We start from the raw sequence: 23,299 nt of genomic DNA, 5'->3' as shown, positions 1-23,299 counted from the left end.
AAGTCCATTATCCAGCTTGTAACTTTCATAATCGATTTTCAGTGATGTTTTATCACCGGCATACTGGCTGGTACATGCAACCAGGAACAATGCAGCTAGACCGCTAATAATTTTGGATTTCATATTATCTCCTTTGTTTAATTAAATTAAATGACAACTTCTAAAATGGATTTAAATCATGCTATGGGGATTGTACTAGTGTGTGGAAAAATTTCATAAACTTTAATATAAACGAATCTCAATTATAAAGCAAAAATAAACAAAAAAAATTAAGAAATTATGAATTTAACTTCTATTCAATTTTAAGGTAAAATCGATCAAATATAAAGTTGTTCAGAAGTTATTTTCTCCCCCATCCGTAAAAACAAAATACCACAAACACCAAGACTTAATTTTGAACAAATAGACGTCATTTAAAACCCCTGGAATAAAATCAATACTGTATTTTGGTCACCCGTTTAATTCTATTTTTTCTATCCTCAATATAAAGCAGGGTTTTAGAAGACAAACTAATCTTTATGTTTCTCGATTGCAGCCAATAAAAAACAAGCGCAATTAATAAGAATACGACACTTAGAAATTGTGTCTGGCTTAAACTAAAAAAATAATTATTAACCGCATCACCCCGTACAAAATCATTCAATATTCTCACCCCCAAATAAGACATTATAAAAAGCAAAAACATTTGTCCCTCAAATTTTCTACGCTTAAATATTATTAATAAAGCAATAATAAAGAAAATTCCGGACATAGCTTCATACAACTGGGCGGGATGTATTTGATGTGAAATCCCATAATGTTGTGTGGGTATACTTTGTGCCGGAAATTGAACACCCCATGCTAAAGAAGTTTCTGTACCGTAGCAACAACCCGCCAAAAAACACCCGATTTTAGTAATTGTTATACCTATTGCAAGAGGTGGAGCGGCATAGTCGGAAATATTCCAGAACGACAATTTATTTAACTTGATGTATAAGAAACTTAGAAAAACAACAAAAAACAAACCTCCATTTAAAGCAAATCCTCCCGGACTAATACTGAACACATTTACAAAATCAGACTCAAATTGTTCATAGTTATTTACAACGTATAGGAAACGTGAACCCACAATAGCAGAAACCTGGATTAAAATTATCAATCCAAACAGTTTGTTTATTGAAATGTTTTGACTCCTGAGCAAAGCGACAAATAGTAGGGAGCCTAACACAAAAGATAAACTTAACATGAATGAATAAGAAGATACAATCGCAGTGTCTATTTGAAATAAAATAGGTTGCATAGAATGCCCTTAATGAACACTACAGTTTAAATCTGAAACCATTTTGATTAGCCGTCTTTCATATCCTAAAACTAATATTTTGAATGACAGAAGGTTACATCGCCGCTTTGAATTGCATGGCGAATAGTCTTTTCAGATAATCAAACTTTTATTATTCGCTTCATTGTCTGCAAAATCAGTATTAGCAAAAATACTAGAACTGTTGAAAACAATAAAACCGTATTAACCAGGGTTTGTGTAAAATTAGTGTCAAACAATTTAATGGGGAATCCGATCGTTGCACAAGAAGCAGGAGGAGCGACGCCGTATACACACGAACCACCAAGAGCAACACAAACATTCAATCTGCCATATCCGAATTTATTATCGAATCCTGGCGGTCCCAAATCATCCGCTGTATTCTGAAGTTGGGTACGTACTTGATTTGGACTCCAAGTATTATTTTGGGATAATACGAGTGCAGCTGCACCTGCAACAAATGGTGTTGCGCTTGAGGTCCCATTAAAATTAGACACATAATTATTGCTAGAATATCCACCCGATCCGGATATATCTGTTGTGTAGACATGAACACCAGGGGCCGAAAGGGTGACTTCCGGGCCATTATGACTACCCCACCAGTTTTCACCATCTGAGCTGGTAGGAGTCTTGAACTGGTCCCATTCGTTTGTGGCGCTAACAGCAATGATTACTTTGCTTAATGATAAATTTGCTGGATAAATTACAGGTTGAGGACATGCGTTTGACCCACTGACACGACAATTACCCGCCGCAAAAACCACAACGCAATCATTTGTGATCGCATAATCGATTGCGGAGTTGATAGCAGAGGATGGTGAACCGCCTCCCCAACTGTTGCTAAGTATTTTAGCGCCTCGATCAACAGCTGTGCGAATGCCATCTTCAATAATCAAATTGGAAGTAATCCAATCACCATCTGGACTATTGCTATGGGCAATTCTAATAGGCATAATCTTTACTTCCCACCCGACACCGGAAACTCCCTCCGAGTTATGCGTGAGAGCTGCTGCGATTCCAGCACAAGCCGTCCCATGGCCGTCCCATGAATTAGGCTCTTGATTATTATCGCCATCTATAGCATCGTAGGGAGTAACTATTTTACTTGAAAGATCGGGATGGTCTGTGTCAACACCTTCATCAATGATTGCGATAATTATTGTATTAGATCCTTTAGTAATATCCCATGCTTCCGGCGCATCTATATCCGCATCAGAAACACCCGTTGCGCCAGTATTGTTTAATCCCCATTGGTTTGGATACAAAGGATCATTTGGAGTTGCTGAGGGAGAAGGCGCAGAAGCACCCCTAGCACCCATTCCATCTCCTTCTATTCTCGGGCGTTGAGGATAAATTCGAATAAAATTTGGTTCTAAAAAATCAATCAGAGGGTTTTGGTAATTCTCGTTGCAAATTGTAAGTGCTTCTCTCGGGGATTTACCAGTGAATTTTATAGTATAGCGGTTATTTATTTTTTCATTTTTCTGGACCACCTCAGCATTTGTGTTTTGAATGAACTGTTGGATGTTTGCCTCGGAAACATCTGATTTGAATTGAACGATAAATTCATTTACAAGAACCTGGTCAATACCTCCGACCTCATAGACTGGGACTGGATCCCCAGGTTCCACTTCAGAGCTCCCTCTTAGGTTTTCAACAGCTGTCCGAAACGTACTTGGTACTGCACCTTCTTTTATCCGGACAAGCAAAATGCCAAGATTTTCAAGTATTGGTGAAGTTTCAATTTTCCCAAACTCCGTTGTATCGATACTGGCGCTAAAAGATCTTATCTCAGTGGCACTCATTCCCTCTTTCAATTTTATTGCACTATATTTTGAGGAAATTTGCAGATCAATTTTTTGGCCATCAACCATATAGTAATCAGTTTGTGTCTCTTGTCCATAAGTAATTTCAAAAAAGCCAGTGCAACAAAAACTCAAAAAAAGGATGAGCACGATTGGTGTATTTTTAAGTTTTAACATATGACCTCCTTATTTATTGTGAATCCTGCAAATAAATTAAACGATACTTTTAACATTTCCTCTACGTAATCTCTCGGCTAAAAAATAAAACTTCTATGTTTGAAGGATTTCCTTCACACGAGTTTTTTCGAAGAACTTTATTAAATAATTATGAGTTTACAGAAAATTATTGAAAAAATATTTCAAATAATCAAAAATTTTAATAATGAAGAATTTGATTTTATAATTGCAGGCATTATCCTTTTGCAGGCATTATCCTTTTGCAGGCATTATCCTTTTGCAGGCATTATCCTTTTGCAGGCATTATCCTTTTGCAGGCATTATCCTTGATATAAAGTCTATTACTAATTTACTAATAACACCCCAAAAGAAACTAGATCAAATCACCAAAGTATAAGTTTTCACTGTCTTAATTATTAGTTATAAGTACACTAACAGAATAATCATTCGGAGTATATAAACTATCGATATGAGGATATGGATCGACTTCAATCAAAGAAAAATCAAAGCCTAACACAGTTGTATCTCTAACAAACATCGGATGGGTATTTAAATTGAAACTTATGCCTTTAATTCCATTAAAAAAAGTGAAGGAGATTTCAGCATTACCTTCCCAAACGCACACAACATTGATGGCACAGCGTGAATCTGCGACAAGCGAAGAAAATGTGAGCCAGCTATTTTCATCCGTATTTCTGAGTGTATCCTGGTAGGCAATCTTTAAAGTGTCGTTAAGCATTAATTTTTTTTCAACAGGTGAATTCGAAATGGAAGTTTTTTCACATGCAAAAAAACCACAAACAATAGCAATGGCAACAAAATAATGATTGATTTTCAATTTATTTTTCCTTGTTTAAATGTTTGAACAATATTAATAAACATAAAAAAGAATGCAATTTTTACTCGCTATAAATATTTTGGATTTATATTTTGGAAATCACAACAATTTTCTTTAACCTCTATCAATTCTAAAAGGTAGGATTTTATGGCTAAGATTACCAATAAACTCTGGGTATTGTTTTTTATCCTTATGCCTGTTTCTATCCAGGCAAATCCATTTTCAGACAAATTAAAATCTGACCGGGCTGCTCTTCAGAAAAGCTCTTTGCAGGATGTTCAGCCAGGTGTGATTGTAGTGAAATTTAGAGATCAAATCGCGCTGGCAAAAGGGAGCTCATTAACCGGCATTCAGTCATTGGATCAACTAAATAGTAAATACCAGGTTTATGCCATAGACAAAGCCTTGCCATTTCTGGAATTCTCTACCAAAAAGAAGGCTGGTCCTCTGAAGAAAGTTTATTATTTTAAATTTGATAGTGGCCAAAATCCTTTTGATGTTGCGAAAGAATTTGCCAGGGATCCATTTGTTGAATATGCAGAACCTCTGTTTATCGATAGAATTCAGGATACACCCAATGACCCCCAAGTGGAGCAGCAAGCCCATCTAAATTTTATTAATGCAGCTTTGGCCTGGGATATTGTAAAAGGCGAATCCGGCAACGTCATAATCGCAATTGTGGATGGCGGTGTCGATTGGCAGCACGAGGATTTGAAGGCCAATATTTGGAACAATGAAGACGAAATCCCGGGCAATGGCATCGATGACGATGACAATGGATTTATAGATGATGTTCGCGGGTGGAGTTTTGCAACCAACTCAAACGACCCGAGTGGTCGTGAATCTCAACGCTCCCTTGAACAACACGGTACCCATGTCGCTGGGATTGCAGCAGCAGTAACCAACAACAATATTGGCGTTTCCGGGGTTAGTTGGAATTGCACGATTATGCCTGTTAATGTAGCGCCAAGAAATGCGGAAAACGATAGTGTATTGCAATCTACTTACGATGGCGTTGCATATGCAGCAGACAATGGGGCAGACATTATAAATTGTAGTTGGGGTAATAGTCGTCACTCAAATCTTGCTCAAGAAATTGTCGATTTTGCATATGCAAATGGTTCTCTTTTGGTTTGTGCTGCTGGAAACGAACGTAAAAATGCCGATTCCGAACCTCATTTTCCTTCCAGCTATAACCATGTCCTCGCTGTTGGGAGCATTGACAATACCGGAAGAAAAGCGGGTTCATCTAGTTATGGCATTTCAGTAGATGTTTTTGCACCAGGCACATCTGTTTTAAGTACTTCCCCTCAAGACCAATATATCCGAATCTCTGGCACCTCCATGTCATCGCCGCTTACCGCTGGAATAGCTGGTTTGGTAAAGACACTCCATCCGGAATATACAGTGGACCAATTAAGAGAGACAATCAGGGTAACGGCCAACAACATTGATGGACTGAATCCCAGCTTTGCCGGTTTGCTGGGTAAAGGAAGTGTTGATGCATTGCAAGCGGTTCAAGAGACTGAGTCTCCGGCCATCCGTGTTGTTGATGCGTCGTATTCCGAACCCAGCGGTGAGGGCAATATTGAAGTTGAAGAGGTCGTCAACCTGGTTGTCAGGTTTACCAATTACCTCAAAGATGCATCCAACATTGCTATTTCGATAAACGCAATTGATGCCAATGTTTCCATCGTTAATGGCTCATCGAATATAGCTGTACTCAAAACAAATGACACTGTGGAAGCATCCTTTCAATTTGCAATTGAAAAGGAAATAAGTGAGGGTACAATTTTAAAATTCATAATGAATATATCGGCGGATAATTACTCTGATCGCGATTTAGTACAAATTGCCACCAATCCACCCCAGATTTTATCTCACGATACCGGTACATTATTAACCTCGATTACGGCTCAGGGGAACATCGGGTTTGCCGGATTTGCGGATGATACTCCAGGCGATGGATTTGTTTTCAATGGCACGAATATGCTCTTCGAAGGCGGATTAATGATTGGCACCGGTGTGAATACACTTTCCGATTGCATTCGCGGTGGTACAGATTCAGAACAGGATGATGACTTTAAATCATTAACTGCTTTGAGCATCGTTTCACCAGGAGAATTCTCTGATCAAGAAGGCTCGGTTTTATTGGATGATTCTTTTGCCTCCTCACCTTTGCAAGTGAATATAAGCCAAACGACCTTTACATATAACAAAGAGCCGTTTAACGATTTCATCATTTATCGATATAATATTAAAAATGTGGGTACAAATACGCTAACTAATGTTTATGCGGGATTGTTTTTCGATTGGGATATAACTACGAATGGAGGGATGGATAATGCCCGATTTGATGATCAAAGAAAAATTGGCTATGTCCAAAACGCAATCAATAATCCGACTTTTCTCGCAGCGACAAAATTATTAACCACAATTGGAGACTTATCCTATCGTTCCATACATAACTCGAATGAGGTTTATGGTGGAGACGGTCGTGACGGATTTACAAATTCTGAAAAATGGAATTTTTTACACAACGGTATTCAAACGAAAAATATCGATACGACCGATGTATCGACATTAACATCAACTGGACCATTTACGATAGAACCGGATCAAATCGTTGAAATCGGTTTTGCGGTTATTGGTGCAGCCAGTACCAGTGAATTGTTTGCAAACGCCGAAGCAGCACAGTTTTTATGGGATAATGGCTTGAGATCGGACGTCGCCCTTATTCCTCCGGCAATTTCAACATCAGTGCTGCAAAACCCGGCAGCTTCAAAATATGCGGATATTATCGTCATTTCGGAAGCCTCACTTCGTGAAGAACCGGAAGTAAAAGCCTGGGTCGGGAGTGATACGACTTCTCTGAACATGCAGCTCATTCCAAATTCAACAAGCGCTTATTCAGCAGCGTTTGAGTTCACAACTTCTGGAACCTATTCAATTCGCACCAAAGCGACTGGATTAATCACCGGAGTCGATTCTGTTCAAGTGAGGTCTTTTGCAGTGACCCTGGCAAAGCCAGGCGAAGCCAAAATCGTTAGCTCTCTTGACGGACAGGCTCAACTCCACATTCAAAAAGACGATTTAAAATCATCAACGTATTTTCTTGCGGATTATGAGGATATAAACGAGGAAAGAATCTATCATTTTAGTCCTGCAAATGAATTCGAAAATATTTTTGAAATGGAATTCGGTTTTGATCCGAAAAAATATCCTGATTCTGAAAAGTTATTTGTTTTCCAAAAACAAAGGGGAAATTGGTTGCCATTACCAGGTTCTGTAAATCCGGATAAAAATACTATCAGGATTTTTACAAATAAGCTTGGTGCATTCAAATTAGGGTATGATAGCGAATTCAAAGGATCGAATATTCTTCCAACCGCATATGCCTTACGACAAAATTATCCGAATCCGTTTAATCCCAATACCATTATCGAATACGATCTTCCTGAAGATAGTCATGTAACCCTGACAATTTTTAACACACTCGGTCAAGTTATAAAAGTGTTACACCAGGGAGAGCAGCCATCCGGAAAATATCAAATTTCCTGGAATGGTACAAACTCCTCCGGCCAATTTGTCGCGGCAGGAATCTATGTTTACCTATTAGCAGCAGAAAACTTTTCACAGACACGAAAAATGTTGTACTTGAAATAATGGAGTTATCAATGTTAAAATATCGCTTTATCAAATATTTCAGTATTTTTCTCTTGCCCATCCTCTTAGCCTGTTCTTCCGGTGACAACGGCCCAACCGGCCCATCTTTGGAAGATTTAATTTCTGAAGGTTGGACGGCCTTTGAGCTTGGAGATTACAGTTCAGCTGCGACTAAATTCACTGAAGCGATCAGCAAAGACCAAGCATCAACGGAAGCGTTTCTAGGATTGGGGTGGAGTTTGTTCAAATCAGATAACCTTTCGCGGGCGAACAATGAATTTACCGCTGGTTCATCAAAAGAAAGTCCGACAGCGGATCTGTTTGCCGGTTGGGCATTTGTATTGAATGCATTAAAAAGATATGCCAACTCAAATCAGCGATCCGAAAATGCCATAAGCCAGGATCCGGCCTGGCAATTTTCCCATGGTCTATCACTCGATGTAAATGATCTTCGTATTGTCAGAGCCGAAAACTATTTCCTTTTGGGCGATTTTACCAATAGTCTGGTTGAAGTTAGAATTCTAAATCCAAATTTTAACGTGGACGTCTTAACCAGCGAAGGACAAGCCGCCCTGGCACAGGAGATCGAAAGAATTAAAGGGTTGAATAAGCTGTAAATTTGGTTCCCGAAAAACTTATGTCTTATATTAATAATGAGTTCATTCTAAAAAGGTGGGATACCGATTCCATCGCTCTCATAAGTATTTGTTTTTATGTATCAATTTTTTTTAGAAAAGCGATGGCATCGGTTTTTAGAGTAGACTTAATAATAGCGAGTAATTTCTCTGAAATGACAGATTAAGAGTTTTTTGACAATTTGTTTTACAATCCTCAAACACACCAAAACTAATTGTAGATATAATTACAACTAATCAATTATCAGGATTCACCCGACTTATAAATTGATGGCTAAAAGGTCCATTTTTGTGGAATTTTTATGCATTTTAAAATTAATTCAAAATCATGAAGTTGAGAATAAAAAGCTAAAACAAGTAAAAGGAGAATTTCTCAAATGGTCGATTACTCGATAGCAGCCCTATTAAAAATTGGCTTTGTATATCTTATCGCAATCATTGTTTTTGGATGGCTGGCAATCTATTTTCCCATCAGACCTCTATTAAAGCGACTGCATAGCAGGAACCTGGGGGGCACAAATTGGGAGGCGCGAGCCGGGGACTGGTTAGGATTTCTGGAAAGGGTACTTTACATCATCACAATTGGCAGCGGGGTTTATGCATTTGTGCCGGTTTGGCTCGTCCTGAAAGTATCCGCCAATTGGAAGAGTTGGACAGAGGCAACGCCAAAATATCATTATAGCGCATTTCTAATTGGCAGCGCTCTTTCACTAATAATGGGAATTCTTGGGGCTCTGATGGTCAGAATATTAATTATGCTTTGGATGGGATAAGCATTATGCACTAAAACAACTCCACGATGTTATGGCACTTAACAACTAATAACTAGGCAGTAGATATGAAATTTTCTAATATATTGCTACAAGGAGGAGAAATGACATACAACAAAAATGAAGTACATCAAATCGTTAAAAGAATTCCAAAAGGCAAGATTACAATACCCAGTTTGATTGCAAAAAGTCTTGGAGTTCCGCAATCTGTCAGAGCAATTGGTCAGGAAGTATGCAGATGTAAAGCTCCTTGGGTATATAAAGTTATTTTGAAAGGCAGAGGGGAAAATTGGAAATTTCCACACCCTGAAGATAAGTCAGATTGTGAAAAACGTACCTCTTATTTAGAAGGAGAAGGGATTGAAATATCCTCAGATAAAAAAAAGGTATTAAATGCTGAAAGATTTTTGTGGGATCCGAATCAACAATAACTTGAGATCTCCAATTAATAATCAGACGGATGAACTCTTCGTTAGTTTTTATAATCCTGGTGAATCGGAAAAAGAACAAAGGTAAATTATTTGAGCTGAGAAATTTCTAACCTTTTGGTTTAACTTTATACAGAACCTGCCCCAAATAACCCCCGCTGTTTATTTCCGCAATATACAAACCTGGCTGCAAATGAGCATTCCTTTTTAACATTGGTTCCGATAAGGTTTCAAGAAGAGTACCTGCTTCCCAATCGTTGGTTCCGTCACTCAATAGGATGGGTGTATTTTTTTGGACTATTTCGGTGAGGACTTCTCTTAAACTCATCATATTTCCCTTTATAGAAAAATGTCATTTGCGCATTGCAGTTTATCTTGTATTATTTTTTAAAGCCTACGAATAATATATTTATATGTTCATGTTTTATTTTTAATTTTCTATTTATCAAGTAAACAATTAAAATACAGGAATTTTAATTTTTTTCTTGCATTTTATATTTGTCTATCTAATAGTACTTGACAATAAAAAAATAAATCCGTATTAAAACTCTTCCACTATTTACAAATAGCTAAAACAATAATAGTTTACGACAAAATATTGATCCTTTTATTCACTTCAGCACACTAGAAAAAGGCCTCAGAACTTATGACAAAAAGAAATTACATGTATATTTTTATATCTGCAATGGTTGTTATGGGTTTGTTCGTCTCTCTTAATACACTGCGTCAAGATTTAAGCTTAAAGAGGCAGGCCCAACAATTAGAAGAAGGCATTGATGAAACGGCTCAAATCGAGCAAGCCATTACTCCAGCAACGATTGGCAATGTTGAATATCGAAAATTCCCATTAGTCGGTAGCAGGACGGCACTGTGGGTGATAGCGCAATTACATCTTATGTTTGGCGCTTTTGTACTGGCCGTACCGATGTTTGCACTGATCATCGAATTTATCGGTTACAAAACCAAAGAAAAAAAATATGATAAACTGGCCTATGAATTTACAAAGTTACTCTCTGTATCCTTCTCTTTTACTGCCGCCCTGGGAGCCATGCTTACCTTCATGCTTATGGTTCTATATCCGAAATTAATGAATTACATGATGGCAATTTTTACCCCGACGTTTTTACCCTATACAATGCTCTTCTTTGCAGAAGCAATTTTCTTATACAGTTATTATTACGGCTGGGGAAAATTTTCACCGAAAGTTCACCTGGCTTTGGGGGTCTGCTTAAATATTGTTGGTACAGCCATCATGTTTATAGCCAATGCTTGGTTAACATTTATGAATACACCTAACGGAATAACAGAAACCGGCGCGTTAATCAGTACCTGGGATGCCATTAACAATTTTATCTGGATGCCTATCAACATCCACAGGATTATAGCAAATGTTGCCTTTGGCGGCTCCATTGCAGCAGCTTACGGCGCTTATAAATTCTTAGGCTCTAAAACTAAAGAAGAAAAGGCTCATTACGATTGGATGGGCTATGTAGGCAATTTCATCGCAATCAGTGCGTTGTTGCCGCTGCCTTTTGCCGGCTATTGGCTGGGCAAAGAGATTTATGCATATTCCCAAAGTCTTGGAATCGTTCTCATGGGAGGAACATTCTCCTGGCTGTTTATCATACAAGCTGTTCTCATCGGCAATCTATTCTTAGGCGCCAATTATTACCTATGGCTCAGCATGGAAAGGATTCAAGGCGCCGAACGCTTCAGAAAATTCATAAAATATCTTTTGGCATCCATTACTCTCTGCTTCATCGTTTGGGCTACCCCGCACTCGCTGGTTGCCTCTATAGAAGAAGCCAGAAGAATGGGCGGAGCTCATCATCCAATGCTGGGGGTCCTTGGTGTCATGTCCGCGAAAAATACGGCAGTCAATATTTTGATCTTAACGACTTACCTGAGTTTTCTATTGTACCGCCGCGGTAACAAGGTGCCAACAGTCACCTGGGCTAAAAAGGGCAATACTGCGCAATTCTCCATATTTGCGGCAGTGGCTATTTTTGTGATATTTCTTGGCATCTACGGATATTTTGTCGAGGCGAAAATTCGGATCGGTTTGTCAGTTCCTCAAGTTTTATCTGTCTTATTTGCCATGTTCTCCATAACTATCATCGATGTTTATATGTACAAGAATGCTGAAGTGAAAGGTAAGATTGAATGGGGCAAGATGCCTGCAAGGTCGCAATATGCTCTTTTCTTTTTAGCAATTACATTCACCTGGTTAATGGGGTTGATGGGATATGTCCGCTCCGGATTGCGTCAGCACTGGCATATCTACGGTGTAATGAAAGATACTTCTCCTGACGCATTTACACCCACACTGGGTTACGCCTCCGGCGTTGTTTCAGTTACTGTGCTCATTTTCTTTACATTTATTGCAATCGTATTTTGGCTCACCAGCCTATCGGGTAAAAAGGATTGGGAAGAGAAATCGTTGGAGGCACAGTCATGAAAAACGGTTTATCTATTTTCCTTTTTACGGTTTCAGTTACATTATTCTATTGGTATGTTGGCCAGCAGGTGCCGCAAAAGATAACCTATCCACCAGAATCCACAGAACTCAGCGCTGATATGACCACTGATGAGATGGTTGTTGTTGGGGAAGAAATCATGAGCGGTAAAGGAACCTGTATGACTTGTCACACTATCGGGTCAACAGCAGATGGCAGATTTCCAGACTTAGGAAATATTGGCGTTATCGCAAGCGCCAGAAAAGATGGAATGACTGATATTGAGTACCTGGCCGAATCAATCTACGATCCGAATATTTATGTCGTTGAAGGATTCCTCCCCGGTATGCCCGCGATCCACAAGCCGCCAATAAGTTTAAGTGATGAAGAAATTCTAACGATTATCGCCTACTTACAATCACTTGGCGCTGCCCCTACCGTAACCATGCAAACCACGCACAGCTTTACCGGGCAGGGTGCCAGCGCTTCCGAAAGTGCAGCGGCACAAACCGCGGTACTAATATCTAATCTTGACGGACCTGGAATATTTGTTACATACGGATGCAATACCTGCCATTCAGTGGATGTACCCACTCCATTGATCGGACCAAGTCTGGTTGATGTTGGCAATCGACTCGCAAAATCTCAAATTTATGAATCCGTACTTGAACCGGATTTAAACATAACTGAGGGATTCCCAGCAACCGTTATGAAAACATACTTGGATGGAATTAGTTTTTATGATAGAGTGTCTACTCAACAATTAAAAGTTTTGGTTGATTATCTCGAATCATTGAAAGGAAGCCAATGAATTTCTTAGTTGTTCTTCCCGTTGTCGCAGTAATGATTGTGCTGAAATTTACCAGGATCAATATCCTGGGTTGGATGGCCGCCTGGTGGTTTGCGATCTATTTTGTCCTGGTTTACGGCATCGATCCACCCATGCCGTCGTCCATCTTTGGCATGTTCATGGCAATCGTTACCCTTGCCTTGTTGGCTTATTTGACTGCAGATTCTGAGAATCTGGAGTTTGCTAAATCTTCAATCATTCGGTTTTTGACCGACAAAAAATTTATGACTCCCCTAATTATCGTGACTATTGGATTACCTACCCTGGTCGCTACCCGGGTTTACTTAAATGCAGCAAAGCGGGTGCAGCCACCAGTTATTGCAAGAACCATCCATCCACCGCCGCCAACTGAAATCACTTTTAAAGGCACAAAAATTGATTTGGTAACTTCAGGGAATCCCTACCGGGAATTGGAAGAAACCGATCCGAACAGTTTTCTAAAGCACGTTGAAAATGGCCGGCGGGTGTATTACCAAAATTGCGTGTTTTGTCATGGCGACAACATGCGTGGCAATGGTATTTTTGTCCATGGGTTAGACCCCATCCCGGCAAACTTCGCCGATCCGACTACTATCGCGATGCTTCAAGAATCTTACCTGTTTTGGAGGATTGCAAAGGGAGCTCCCGGGTTGCCGGAAGAGGCAACACCCTGGTCTTCTGCAATGCCGGCATGGGAAAAATTTTTGTCGGAAGAAGAAATTTGGGATGTAATTCTTTTTCTGTATGATTACACGGACCAACGTCCCCGAGCGCAGGAGGAACATTGAGAAAACTGATTTACTCGAATATTTGGTTTTTATTTATATTGGTCAATTTTGGTTCTGCCCAGGATAACATTCTTGGTACCGAAGAGCAGCGGGCAGCTGGAAAACAGCTATATGATAAATATTGTGCCCAATGTCATGGAATTAATGGCGATGCCAACAGCGTTGGGAAAAAATATTTCAGACCCGAGCCACGCGATTTTACCTCCGGAACGTTTAAATTCAGAACAACGGAAAGCGGTGAATTACCGACACATAATGACATTACCAGAAGCATAAAAAACGGGATGCCATCCACAGGTATGCCGGCATGGACAAATTTTTCCAATAACGAATTGGACAACCTGGCGTATTATCTCAAATCCTTTTCAAAAGATTTTGTTGATTTCGGTGATGTGACTCCAATAACAATTCCCAATCCGCCATCACTAACCGAAGAATCAATCCGAAGAGGCAGGCAAGTTTTCGTAGAAAACCAGTGTGTTGATTGCCATGGGAATCTTGGGCTCGGGGATGGTCCATCTGCCCCAACTTTGATAGACCAGTGGGATCAACCCATTCGGGCGGCAGATTTAAGCAAAAAATGGACTTTTAGAGGCGGTCCCACCCGGGAAGATATTTATCGAACTTTTACAACAGGATTGGACGGGTCTCCAATGCCTTCCTATTCCATCCAACCTCCGGAAGATCAATGGCATTTGGTGAATTATGTGTATTCCCTGGGAGAGTCCGAAGCCAATTACGGCACTTTGGTAATCGCCGAAGGATTAGAAAGTAAAATGGACATAAGCCAGGGTAAAGCCCTGTTTCAAAATGCCAATGAAACCCTGTTCCCAATCGTTGGCCAGATCATTGAACCGGGTAGACAATTTTATCCTGGTGTGAATGCGGTTAAAGTAAAAGCAGTATATGACCAGGAGGACATCGCAATCATGCTTACCTGGCATGACATGAGCGCCGAAACCAATGCCGGCAATAGCCCAACTTTAGTCGCGCCAAATTTTGATCCGAATGCCGATCCTGAAACGGATGAATTTAATGATGCTGTCGCAATCCTGCTTCCGTCAAAACTGCCACAGGGTATAAAAAAGCCTTATTTTATGTTTGGTGATAGTAAAAATTCCGTTGACCTCTGGTTCCTCGACTTAGCTAAAGATTCTGCGGATTTTTATATTGGTAAAGGCAGTCAGAATCTCAAACCTGGTGAATCAAATCTGGAAGTCACTCATAGTTTTGAAGAGGGAGAGTGGACTGCCATCTTTAAACGAAAGAGAATTTCAGAAGATGGACTATCGTTTGAAGAGAACACCTTTATTCCCATCGCATTTTCTATTTGGGATGGATTTAATAAAGAGCGTGGCAACAAGCGCGGACTCACTTCCTGGTATAACTTATATTTACAACCCATGGAAACCGAATCAGCTGTGGGACCCATGGCCAAATATGCAATGATCACTCTATTGGCTGAGCTGGGTCTGATCTTTTTTGTCCGAGTAAGATATAAAGGGAAATCTTAAAAGGTTTAGTTAACTAGTTAACATTATTTAAATCATTGCGGATTTCTGATTTCGGAATCTGGAATCCGCTGGTGAAATCTAAAATCTTATGAATAATACCTCTATTTTTACACCTTCCCTCATCTCGTGGAATCTCACCAAGATGTGCAATTTAAAGTGCCCTCACTGTTACATGGATGCCGGAAAAAAAGCAGCAGAGGAGTTAACTACAGAGGAATGTTTTGATTTGATTGATGAAATGAAATCTCTCGGTACTGAAATGCTGATCCTTACCGGCGGTGAGCCGCTTTTACGCCGGGATATTTACGAAATTGCTTTGCGGGCATCCGAAAAAGGTATGTGGGTCGTGATGGGCACCAATGGTGTTTTGCTCACAGATAAAGTTGCCCGGAAAATGATCGAATGCGGTGTAAAGGGAGTCGGCATCAGCATCGATTCGCTCGATCCTGAAAAACATAACACATTCCGCGGCGGACCAAAATCCTGGGAGTATTCTGTTCGCGCTTTGGATATTTGCCGGGACAATGGCTTGCAAGTTCTGGTTCAGACCACCGTTATGGAAATGAACTATGATGAAATTCCCAGGATCATAGAATTTGCCCGGGAAAAGGGCGCCTGGTCCAGCAATTTATATTTCCTGGTTCAAACGGGACGCGGTCAAAAAATGAATGACTTATCTCCTGAAAGAACTGAAAACATGCTGGCAAATCTAGTGGAGCTGCAGGACAATTTTAAACCCATGCTGGTTCGTTCCAAATGTGCACCGCAATTTAAGCAAATAGCCTATGAGAGAGGCAAAGGTGGATTGGAGAGCGGTGGCTGTATGGCGGGAACAGAATATTGCAGGATAACCCCCGAGGGAGAAGTGACCCCCTGTCCTTACATGAATGTGGTAGCCGGAAATGTCAGAGAAAAAAGTTTTACTGAAACCTGGCATTCATCCCCTGTTTTTTCCAAACTTAGAGATTTAAAACAACTGAAGGGACGCTGTGGCCGGTGCGAATTCAATGAACTTTGTGGGGGCTGCCGTTGCAGGGCTTATGCCACTTTTGGCGATACCATGCAGGAAGATCCCGCATGCACCTATCAGCCTACCGGCGTAAAATTGGAATTGCCGGAAATTCAGTGGACTTCAGAGGCACAGGAGCGACTGCAAAGAATCCCTATTGCTTTTATCAGAAAAAAAGTAAAAAAAGGCCTTGAAATATTTGCGCAACGGAATCATATTCATTCCGTTACAACAGCAGTATTTAATGAAGCCATCGCCGGAATGGATCGGCAGGATTCATTCTCAAAAATGCCGTCTTTTATTAAAGGAAATCAAGAAACCAACCCTGAGAAATTGGTATAACCAAGATTTAAATGAGGAGAAGAAATGACAACAACTGATACAGCTATTCTAACTCAGCAAGTGCAAGTGGAGAACGAAATCGCTAAACTAAATAAGAACGGTCAGACTCAGGAATTCGAAATCAAAGAATTACCGCAGAAATTTATTCGTTGGCAGCTTGATTATAAACACAGTATTTATGATGCGATTGAAAAGGATGAATATGTTGCATTTAACGCCGGACATCTCCCGGTTGTCGGTACCTGGGGAGAAGGTGATGGAGTTCCGAACCTGGCCAATAAGGGTGTCGGTTTTACGCCTAAAGATGAGCACATAGATCATTATTTAAACCTTGTGGAAAGTGCAGTTGCAGAAATTCAAACTTTACCGCCGCACGCCGTTAATGATACACGGGAACTTCGCATCAAAACCGCTCGCGAGTTCTACGCTCACCCGGAGCATATCGATTGGCGCAGGCTAGGGTTGTTGGAAATTTTTGAGGGATCAACTTTTCGTAATCTTTCAGCCAATCCAAGGGCTTCGGTGCTTTGGACCGGTAATGCACCCATCTTTGTCAGTTTCCAGGTAGATTGTATTGTCGAAATTATTACTCCGGAAGATCCGCGCTATCGCTTTTCCTGGGCTATGCGCCGGCTTTTCGAGTATGAACCTTTCCATGTCGTTCAAACCATGTACCCTTATGCTTATTGTTTTTGGGTAACCCATTTTAAAGACAAAACCCCAATACGGAGGTACCCGGGTAAAAGAAGCGACAATACCGTGAATGAAGGGCACGGGAAGGTTGATTCCGCGAAATAAATAAGTAGAAACAGGACTGGGGATTGGGGATTAGTAAGCTAGGGATTTGGTAACTAAACGGTTAAGTAGATAATTGATATCATTTCTAACTAATCCCATCAAACAGTGGTGATGTTTCTCATTATTCATTATTAACCTGCATTATTCATAAATTCTGCCACCAAGACTCTAAGACACTAAGATTATATAACTTAGAAGAACTACGATTAAAAGCTGAGCTTCTTTCGATTTATTTTATAAAACTTATTTTCTTTTTTTTTCAATACTTTGTGCCTTCGAGCCTTTGTGGCTATGAATTGTTCAGGTTAAGTTGGAGGCCTTAATGATTTTCTCAAAGGGAAATAATCTCTTATTCTTATTAATTTTATCTCAAGCTTTCCTTTCCTGCGCTAATCAAAACCCAGAAGAAGGCCGGCTTTCACCCTTGTTAGATGGTTTAGGGAATCATCACCATCCAATTTCTACAAATGTAGATTTGGCGCAGAAATATTTTGATCAGGGACCAGAGGATGAAGAAAAAGTCTACCAGGCAGATTTACAAATATTCCCTGAAAATGGCGGATCTTTGTATGGCTTAAAATTAAGCCTTGAGATGCAGGAGAAAAAATCAGAAGCCAATGAAGTTGAGGATAGATTCAATAAAGCCTGGGCCTGGTCTGATGTTGCTTTAAAAACATCCCGTTTTTGAATGGGTCTGGAAATAACAAACTTAAATGAGTCAAAGGGATTCTTCCTATCGTCGTAAAGATATTTGTTGTCGTGACTAAAATTTGCATTCAAAAGGTTATCCGGTTATAATCTATAAAATCATTCCTTTATCATCGATGCAACTTGGAGTAAAGTATCATAACCCGCTCTGAACTCACCGAGTATTTTCTTCGTGTCAGAAATACTAGCGAAAAGCTAATCCTTTTAAAACTATGGAAGAAATAAACCTGAGAGCTATGAGGAAAGCGGATTGGCCCGAAGTGGCCGATCTCATTTATGTCTCCACCAACTATTGGTATGAAGCACATAACCTGGGCGCTGCTTTTAAAGGTGGGCCTTCTTCAACAAGATTGCACTGTGAAATGTATGAAGCCCTCGATCCTGGCTGCTGTATTCTGGCCGAACATCCGGAAACCGGTCGGATTATGGGTTCTTGTTTCTATCATCCACGGGAAACGCATGTCTCTTTGGGTATCATGAATGTTCACCCAAATTATTTTGGCTCGGGGATCGCTAAAAGCCTGTTGAAATTCATCATCGATTATGCTGAAAGAGAAAATAAACCGGTTAGACTCATCTCCAGCGCTATGAACCTCGATTCTTTTTCACTCTACACACGGGCAGGATTTATCCCCAGAGCCGTTTTCCAGGATATGATCCTCGAAGTTCCCAAGGGTGGACTGAATATGCAATTGCCTGAATCTCAATATGTTCGGGATGCAACTTTGGCTGATGTTGCAGCAATCGCTACATTAGAAATGGAGATCAGTCAGATACGTCGAGAAAGGGATTATCGTTATTTCATTGAGAATCAAGCCGGTATCTGGCATACCTCGGTTTTTGAAAATGAGAATGGAGCAATCGAAGGATTCCTTGCTTCAATTCATCACCCGGGTGTTAACATGTTGGGTCCTGGTTTTTCAAAAAATCAAGAACAAGCAGCTGCTTTGATTCTCGCGGAATTGAATGTTAACAAAGGCCGTTCCCCTGTATTTCTCATTCCGGTTGATTGCAAAAGTCTGGTTCAGCAAGTCTATTCCTGGGGAGCAAGGAATTGTGAGATCCATTTCTGCCAGGTATATGGTGAATTCCACCCCTTTAATGGCGTTGTGCTACCTACATTTATGCCGGAAACTGGTTGAAGGATTAATGAGAAATGAGTAATATGGCTACGGTTATTAGGGTCCTCACAAAATGTTAAAACAATGACTAATACTTAATCAACAATAATATATTATACTTGCAGTTAATTACAATAATTGTTATTATTGGAAGTTATAATATACATTAGGAGTATCTGCTATATTTTTTAATATTTAAATGTATTAAATTACAGCGTTAGTCATTATATGCGATGATAATATATGAATAAAGAGTTAGCAGGATTAAGCACCCAAGAACGAAAAATAATCAGCTACTTCACAGCAAATGAGAAAGAAATAATAGGAATTGATGATTTACTTTCTCTACATCCATGTCCTCGCGGGACTGCAAACCAAATTTTAAGCCGATTGACACGGAAAGGATGGTTACAGCGTCTAAAACGTGGAGTATATACAATTGTACCAATTACTTCTTCAACACCAAAGCCTGTCATTGAGAATGCATGGCCACTTGCTATGGATTTTTTTCGTCCTGCATTTATCTCTGGATGGTCTGCAGCTGAATACTGGGATTTAACTGAACAGATATTCAATACAATCTCGGTTGTGACAATGACACCTCAACGTGTTACGAATCAGGTAATTGGTGGCATTCGATTTAGAACGAGAGTAATAATAAAAAAAAAGTTTTTCGGAACAATAACAAAATGGTTTGGGAGTAAAGTTGTTGAAATTGCCGATCCAAACAGGCTAGTCATAGACATTTTGGATCTTCCTCGCTTCGGAGGAGGCGCACAACACACAGTGGATATCATGAGGAATTTTTGGCATTCCAAAAATTGCGATCCGGATTTATTATTGAAATATGCTTTACGTTTTCAACGTGGTTCACTATTTAAACGTCTGGGCTTCTTGACAGAAAAGTTCGGTACTCCTGTCCCTGAGGGTTGGATTCAAGAATGTCAAAGAAATATTTCTACGGGAATTTCAAATCTAGATCCAGACGGACCAGCATCCGGTAAAATAATCAGTAAATGGAATCTTCGAGTTAATATACGAATATAACCATAAATGATTCCTAAAGCACAAATCCTGGAATTAGCTAAGCATCATGATCTGTTGCCAACAACAATTGAGAAGGATTATGTTATAGGATGGTTTCTTAGGTCTATCTCATTACATCCCATTATTTCAAAATGGATATTCAAGGGAGGAACCTGTCTGAAGAAGTGTTATTTTGAAACCTATAGATTTTCTGAAGACCTCGATTTTACAGTTTCACCCGAAATATCGATTAGTGTTGATTCTATAACAACCAATCTGGATGAGGTAGCTAGTTGGATAGAATCAAACACGGGTTTAAGTTTTCCTCGATCAACCTGGAAAATTGAAGAATATGAAAATCCCCGTGAAAAAATATCATACCAAGTAAGAATTCCTTTTAGTGGCCCTCTAGGTTTACCAAACAGTAGCTTGCAGAGAGTAAAATTAGATATTACTCAAGACGAGTATATTTCGAACACTCCTCAACTCCGTAATCTTTATCATGATTATGAAGATGCAACTAGTCCCTCTCCTCAAATTCTATGCTATACAATCAACGAAATTTTAGCCGAGAAAACACGTGCGCTTGTGGAACGAAATGGTCGAGTTCGAGATGTTTATGACATTGTAAATATAAGTCGTAATTTAGAGAAGAAATAGATCCGCAACAAGCAAAAAGTATAGTAGATAAAAAATTTAACTTTAAGGGATTCTCACCTCACTCGGTAAAACAGATAATGGATTCAATAAACTTAGACTTACTGAGGATGACGTGGCAACAACAATTAACGCACCAAATTAACATACTACCACCTGTTAGCACATTTATTGATGATTTAGAAGACGCTATCGCTTGGTGGTTTGAACCCGCTATGGCAAAACCAAATCTCCAATCAATGCCTCAAGCAACAGGCGAGCTAGTGCCACGTTCCTATTTTCCAGAGGTTAGATCTACAATATGGACGGTCTGAACTGGACAAAATAAGGTATGCTGCAAGAAATAGGCTTTGTGCGGTAGTTTTGTATCATGGGTCAAATCGCTTAGTGGAACCATATTCACTACGTTACCCGTCAACTGGTAACAAAATATTGCATGTTTGGGAAGTCGAAAAGAATGGAATGGTATCTGATTCACATAAAAGTTTTAGAATAAATGAAATAACTTCAGCGTCTGTATCTAATCAGCCCTTTATTCCAAAGTGGATTGTGGAATTATGATCGTCTATTAAGATATATTAATGAAATTAATACCAGAAAATGATTCTAACTGACTTGGGAAAATATAAAAAAATTATGCTGGTACATTTATCACAACTTATCATCACTAATAATCTAATTAATCTAATATAATCCCCAAAAACGACCTTATCAAAAGGAAATATCCGCAGAATTTCCATTCGAATCAATGTGGACTATGAGCAATAATCAGTGGTGGCCTGCAAAAATGAGGAGTTGAACTTCATTTGTCATCAATAAGAAAGGAGATAAAAATGATTCGTGGTGTGCATACTATGTTTTACAGCTCTGATGCTGAGGGTGTTCGTGCGTTTTTGCGTGATAAACTCGGACTAAAGTCAACGGATGTAGGTGATGGCTGGCTAATTTTTGAACTTCCTGAAGCCGATATGGGCTGCCACCCTGCAGACGAGAGTGGAGAGCACGGCAAACCGACAGGCTCTCATGATATATCGTTCTATTGTGACGATATCGAGAAGACAGTTGCGGAATTGCAGGAGCGGGGGGTAGAGTTCTTTGGCGGGATTGTGGACTTAGGGTTTGGATTATCCACCTATTTCAAAATGCCAGGAGATCTTCGCGTTCAACTTTACCAACCGAGTTATTCGAAAAACTTTGATTCCTGAACGTATTTGAAAGTGCCTGATTGAAAATTGAAATAAATGTAAATCGAACTTTAATTTTGAACAAATCGGATTTCAAGGTGGCAACCTAAAGCTTCAGCGTATTTTTTTATAGTTGCAATCGATGGAGAATGCTTGCCGCTTGTTAATGAGGATTCAAGCCTGGTTACTGCCGGAGGTTTCGTACCCATCCGTTTTGCTACTTCCGCCTGGCTCAAACCAGCCTTTTGCCGTGCTAAAAGCATTTCTCTTAAAAGAATATATTCTGGTTCGAGAGCATCGTATTCTTTCTTAATTGAATCACGAGCAAATGCTTTTGATTTTAATTCATCATGTTTCATGATTTAACCTCTTTCATTCTTTTAATAGCGATATTCAATTCCTTCTCAGGTATTTTTTGTGATTTCTTTATGAATACATGAAGCATTACAATTTCTTTTATTTATGAGATAACAAATATGTTATCATAGATGCAATAATAAATGCTAAATCAACAAATTAACCAGAGCCTTTGGAACGATAGGAAAGAGTATTCGCCTTTAGTCTTATCTTTTATTGTTTATCAAAAATACTAATTGATTTTTTCAGGATATAGATTTAGAATTATCTGAACTTGACAATGCACTCAAATCATAGAAACCCAATAGGCCCAAAAATGACCTCAAAAGAAATATCCGCAGAATTTCCATTCGAATCAAAGTACGTCGAGATTCATGGTTCAAAGATGCATTATGTCGATGAAGGCTCCGGCGACCCCATTCTGTTTTTGCACGGCAATCCGACTTCTTCCTACCTGTGGCGCAATATTATACCCTATGCTGTCCCGCATGGGCGATGTATTGCTCCCGATCTCATCGGCATGGGAAAATCTGATAAACCCGATCTAAGCTACCGTTTTTCTGATCATTATAAATATATAAAGGGCTTTATTGAGAAGCTGGAATTGAAAAATATTACTTTTGTGATTCATGATTGGGGCTCCGGACTTGGCTTTCATTATGCCATGGGACATGAAGAAAATGTCAAGGGAATTGCGTTCATGGAAGCGATCGTAAAAACCGTCAGCTGGAAGGGATTTAACAAGGATTTCAAATTGGGTTTCAAATTAATGCGTTCCCCGTTTATTGGCTGGTTGATGATTAGCGTGATGAACGTATTTGTCAAACAGATATTGCCGAAAGCAACCGTGCGGAAAATGACTTCTGAGGAGAAAAAAATAAACGAGGCACCGTA

At 39.6% G+C, this 23,299-nt stretch carries 22 protein-coding genes; 16 read left to right on the top strand and 6 right to left on the bottom strand.

The annotated features are described in order from the left end of the window. Positions 1 to 433 precede the first annotated feature (433 nt). From IIC38_13135 to IIC38_13125, 3 genes are all read right to left on the bottom strand, one after another. On the bottom strand, positions 434 to 1,279 hold the full coding sequence (locus IIC38_13135) for a prolipoprotein diacylglyceryl transferase (GenBank protein MCH8126887.1): 846 nt from the start codon (positions 1,277 to 1,279) through the stop codon (positions 434 to 436). 140 nt (positions 1,280 to 1,419) lie between these two features. Continuing rightward, a complete protein-coding gene (locus IIC38_13130) occupies positions 1,420 to 3,279 on the bottom strand; it encodes a S8 family serine peptidase (protein MCH8126886.1) in 1,860 nt (619 codons plus the stop codon). 409 nt (positions 3,280 to 3,688) lie between these two features. After that, positions 3,689 to 4,117: a hypothetical protein gene (locus IIC38_13125; GenBank protein MCH8126885.1), complete on the bottom strand. Its 429-nt coding sequence runs from the start codon at positions 4,115 to 4,117 to the stop codon at positions 3,689 to 3,691. Between the two features lie 147 nt (positions 4,118 to 4,264). Here IIC38_13125 and IIC38_13120 point away from each other — a divergent pair, with 147 nt between their 5' ends. The 4 genes from IIC38_13120 (at position 4,265) to IIC38_13105 (ending at position 9,619) form a co-directional block, all read left to right on the top strand. Next, positions 4,265 to 7,783, top strand: a complete 3,519-nt coding sequence (locus IIC38_13120) for a S8 family serine peptidase (GenBank protein ID MCH8126884.1) — start codon at positions 4,265 to 4,267, stop codon at positions 7,781 to 7,783. A gap of 11 nt (positions 7,784 to 7,794) precedes the next feature. Further along, positions 7,795 to 8,400 (top strand): hypothetical protein, encoded by a 606-nt coding sequence (locus IIC38_13115; protein ID MCH8126883.1) that lies wholly within the window; start codon positions 7,795 to 7,797, stop codon positions 8,398 to 8,400. Positions 8,401 to 8,795: 395 nt separating this feature from the next. Continuing rightward, complete coding sequence (locus tag IIC38_13110) at positions 8,796 to 9,191, top strand: hypothetical protein (GenBank protein MCH8126882.1); 396 nt, start codon at positions 8,796 to 8,798, stop codon at positions 9,189 to 9,191. A 101-nt stretch (positions 9,192 to 9,292) separates the two neighbouring features. Continuing rightward, the gene (locus tag IIC38_13105) at positions 9,293 to 9,619 is read left to right on the top strand and encodes an MGMT family protein (protein ID MCH8126881.1); all 327 of its coding nucleotides are present in this window, start codon (positions 9,293 to 9,295) and stop codon (positions 9,617 to 9,619) included. A 106-nt stretch (positions 9,620 to 9,725) separates the two neighbouring features. Here IIC38_13105 and IIC38_13100 read toward each other — a convergent pair whose 3' ends face one another. Next, positions 9,726 to 9,944, bottom strand: coding sequence for a hypothetical protein (locus tag IIC38_13100; protein MCH8126880.1), 219 nt, complete (start codon positions 9,942 to 9,944; stop codon positions 9,726 to 9,728). Between the two features lie 318 nt (positions 9,945 to 10,262). Between IIC38_13100 and IIC38_13095 the strand changes: the two genes are divergently transcribed. From IIC38_13095 to IIC38_13045, 11 genes are all read left to right on the top strand, one after another. Continuing rightward, positions 10,263 to 12,074 (top strand): cytochrome ubiquinol oxidase subunit I, encoded by a 1,812-nt coding sequence (locus IIC38_13095; GenBank protein ID MCH8126879.1) that lies wholly within the window; start codon positions 10,263 to 10,265, stop codon positions 12,072 to 12,074. After that, a complete protein-coding gene (locus IIC38_13090) occupies positions 12,071 to 12,883 on the top strand; it encodes a c-type cytochrome (GenBank protein MCH8126878.1) in 813 nt (270 codons plus the stop codon). The genes IIC38_13095 and IIC38_13090 overlap by 4 nt, the downstream gene beginning before the upstream one ends. Beyond that, positions 12,880 to 13,689, top strand: a complete 810-nt coding sequence (locus IIC38_13085; GenBank protein MCH8126877.1) for a cytochrome c — start codon at positions 12,880 to 12,882, stop codon at positions 13,687 to 13,689. Before IIC38_13090 ends, IIC38_13085 begins: the two co-directional genes overlap by 4 nt. After that, a complete protein-coding gene (locus IIC38_13080) occupies positions 13,686 to 15,203 on the top strand; it encodes a c-type cytochrome (protein MCH8126876.1) in 1,518 nt (505 codons plus the stop codon). Before IIC38_13085 ends, IIC38_13080 begins: the two co-directional genes overlap by 4 nt. A gap of 142 nt (positions 15,204 to 15,345) precedes the next feature. Then, on the top strand, positions 15,346 to 16,554 hold the full coding sequence (locus IIC38_13075) for a radical SAM protein (GenBank protein MCH8126875.1): 1,209 nt from the start codon (positions 15,346 to 15,348) through the stop codon (positions 16,552 to 16,554). A gap of 24 nt (positions 16,555 to 16,578) precedes the next feature. Further along, on the top strand, positions 16,579 to 17,352 hold the full coding sequence (locus IIC38_13070) for a hypothetical protein (protein ID MCH8126874.1): 774 nt from the start codon (positions 16,579 to 16,581) through the stop codon (positions 17,350 to 17,352). Positions 17,353 to 17,674: 322 nt separating this feature from the next. Then, entirely contained in the window at positions 17,675 to 18,040 is a 366-nt protein-coding gene (locus IIC38_13065; protein MCH8126873.1) for a hypothetical protein, read from the top strand. 256 nt (positions 18,041 to 18,296) lie between these two features. Further along, positions 18,297 to 19,202: a GNAT family N-acetyltransferase gene (locus IIC38_13060; GenBank protein ID MCH8126872.1), complete on the top strand. Its 906-nt coding sequence runs from the start codon at positions 18,297 to 18,299 to the stop codon at positions 19,200 to 19,202. Positions 19,203 to 19,424: 222 nt separating this feature from the next. Further along, positions 19,425 to 20,228 carry a type IV toxin-antitoxin system AbiEi family antitoxin domain-containing protein gene (locus tag IIC38_13055; GenBank protein ID MCH8126871.1) on the top strand — a complete coding sequence of 268 codons (804 nt, stop codon included), beginning with the start codon at positions 19,425 to 19,427 and terminating at the stop codon, positions 20,226 to 20,228. Between the two features lie 6 nt (positions 20,229 to 20,234). Continuing rightward, positions 20,235 to 20,867 (top strand): nucleotidyl transferase AbiEii/AbiGii toxin family protein, encoded by a 633-nt coding sequence (locus IIC38_13050; GenBank protein ID MCH8126870.1) that lies wholly within the window; start codon positions 20,235 to 20,237, stop codon positions 20,865 to 20,867. 830 nt (positions 20,868 to 21,697) lie between these two features. Further along, a complete protein-coding gene (locus IIC38_13045; GenBank protein ID MCH8126869.1) occupies positions 21,698 to 22,069 on the top strand; it encodes a VOC family protein in 372 nt (123 codons plus the stop codon). 50 nt (positions 22,070 to 22,119) lie between these two features. Here the strand turns inward: IIC38_13045 and IIC38_13040 are convergent, their stop codons facing one another. After that, entirely contained in the window at positions 22,120 to 22,407 is a 288-nt protein-coding gene (locus IIC38_13040; GenBank protein MCH8126868.1) for a helix-turn-helix transcriptional regulator, read from the bottom strand. Continuing rightward, positions 22,404 to 22,493 (bottom strand): type II toxin-antitoxin system RelE/ParE family toxin, encoded by a 90-nt coding sequence (locus tag IIC38_13035; protein ID MCH8126867.1) that lies wholly within the window; start codon positions 22,491 to 22,493, stop codon positions 22,404 to 22,406. Before IIC38_13035 ends, IIC38_13040 begins: the two co-directional genes overlap by 4 nt. Before the next feature lie 228 nt (positions 22,494 to 22,721). On the opposite strand from IIC38_13035, the gene IIC38_13030 reads away from it, so the two are divergent. Continuing rightward, positions 22,722 to 23,299: haloalkane dehalogenase (locus IIC38_13030; protein MCH8126866.1), on the top strand; the 578-nt coding region annotated here is incomplete at its 3' end.

This window comes from candidate division KSB1 bacterium, assembly GCA_022566355.1.
GTDB lineage: Bacteria > Zhuqueibacterota > JdFR-76 > JdFR-76 > DREG01 > JADFJB01.
Note: the sequence above shows the minus strand (reverse complement) of the source record. Positions and strands in the feature narration are given on the sequence as shown.

Bases quoted from the DNA above. Each gene is read 5' to 3' on its own strand.
- IIC38_13075 (MCH8126875.1), top strand. From the start codon at position 15,346: ATGTGCAATTTAAAGTGCCCTCACTGTTACATGGATGCCGGAAAAAAA.
- IIC38_13065 (MCH8126873.1), top strand. From the start codon at position 17,675: ATGATTTTCTCAAAGGGAAATAATCTCTTATTCTTATTAATTTTATCT.
- IIC38_13085 (MCH8126877.1), top strand. From the start codon at position 12,880: ATGAATTTCTTAGTTGTTCTTCCCGTTGTCGCAGTAATGATTGTGCTG.
- IIC38_13095 (MCH8126879.1), top strand. From the start codon at position 10,263: ATGACAAAAAGAAATTACATGTATATTTTTATATCTGCAATGGTTGTT.
- IIC38_13050 (MCH8126870.1), top strand. From the start codon at position 20,235: ATGATTCCTAAAGCACAAATCCTGGAATTAGCTAAGCATCATGATCTG.
- IIC38_13040 (MCH8126868.1), bottom strand. From the start codon at position 22,407: ATGAAACATGATGAATTAAAATCAAAAGCATTTGCTCGTGATTCAATT.
- IIC38_13035 (MCH8126867.1), bottom strand. From the start codon at position 22,493: ATGCTTCATGTATTCATAAAGAAATCACAAAAAATACCTGAGAAGGAA.
- IIC38_13130 (MCH8126886.1), bottom strand. From the start codon at position 3,279: ATGTTAAAACTTAAAAATACACCAATCGTGCTCATCCTTTTTTTGAGT.
- IIC38_13045 (MCH8126869.1), top strand. From the start codon at position 21,698: ATGATTCGTGGTGTGCATACTATGTTTTACAGCTCTGATGCTGAGGGT.
- IIC38_13110 (MCH8126882.1), top strand. From the start codon at position 8,796: ATGGTCGATTACTCGATAGCAGCCCTATTAAAAATTGGCTTTGTATAT.
- IIC38_13100 (MCH8126880.1), bottom strand. From the start codon at position 9,944: ATGAGTTTAAGAGAAGTCCTCACCGAAATAGTCCAAAAAAATACACCC.
- IIC38_13060 (MCH8126872.1), top strand. From the start codon at position 18,297: ATGAGGAAAGCGGATTGGCCCGAAGTGGCCGATCTCATTTATGTCTCC.
- IIC38_13105 (MCH8126881.1), top strand. From the start codon at position 9,293: ATGACATACAACAAAAATGAAGTACATCAAATCGTTAAAAGAATTCCA.
- IIC38_13115 (MCH8126883.1), top strand. From the start codon at position 7,795: ATGTTAAAATATCGCTTTATCAAATATTTCAGTATTTTTCTCTTGCCC.
- IIC38_13135 (MCH8126887.1), bottom strand. From the start codon at position 1,279: ATGCAACCTATTTTATTTCAAATAGACACTGCGATTGTATCTTCTTAT.
- IIC38_13090 (MCH8126878.1), top strand. From the start codon at position 12,071: ATGAAAAACGGTTTATCTATTTTCCTTTTTACGGTTTCAGTTACATTA.
- IIC38_13055 (MCH8126871.1), top strand. From the start codon at position 19,425: ATGAATAAAGAGTTAGCAGGATTAAGCACCCAAGAACGAAAAATAATC.
- IIC38_13120 (MCH8126884.1), top strand. From the start codon at position 4,265: ATGGCTAAGATTACCAATAAACTCTGGGTATTGTTTTTTATCCTTATG.
- IIC38_13070 (MCH8126874.1), top strand. From the start codon at position 16,579: ATGACAACAACTGATACAGCTATTCTAACTCAGCAAGTGCAAGTGGAG.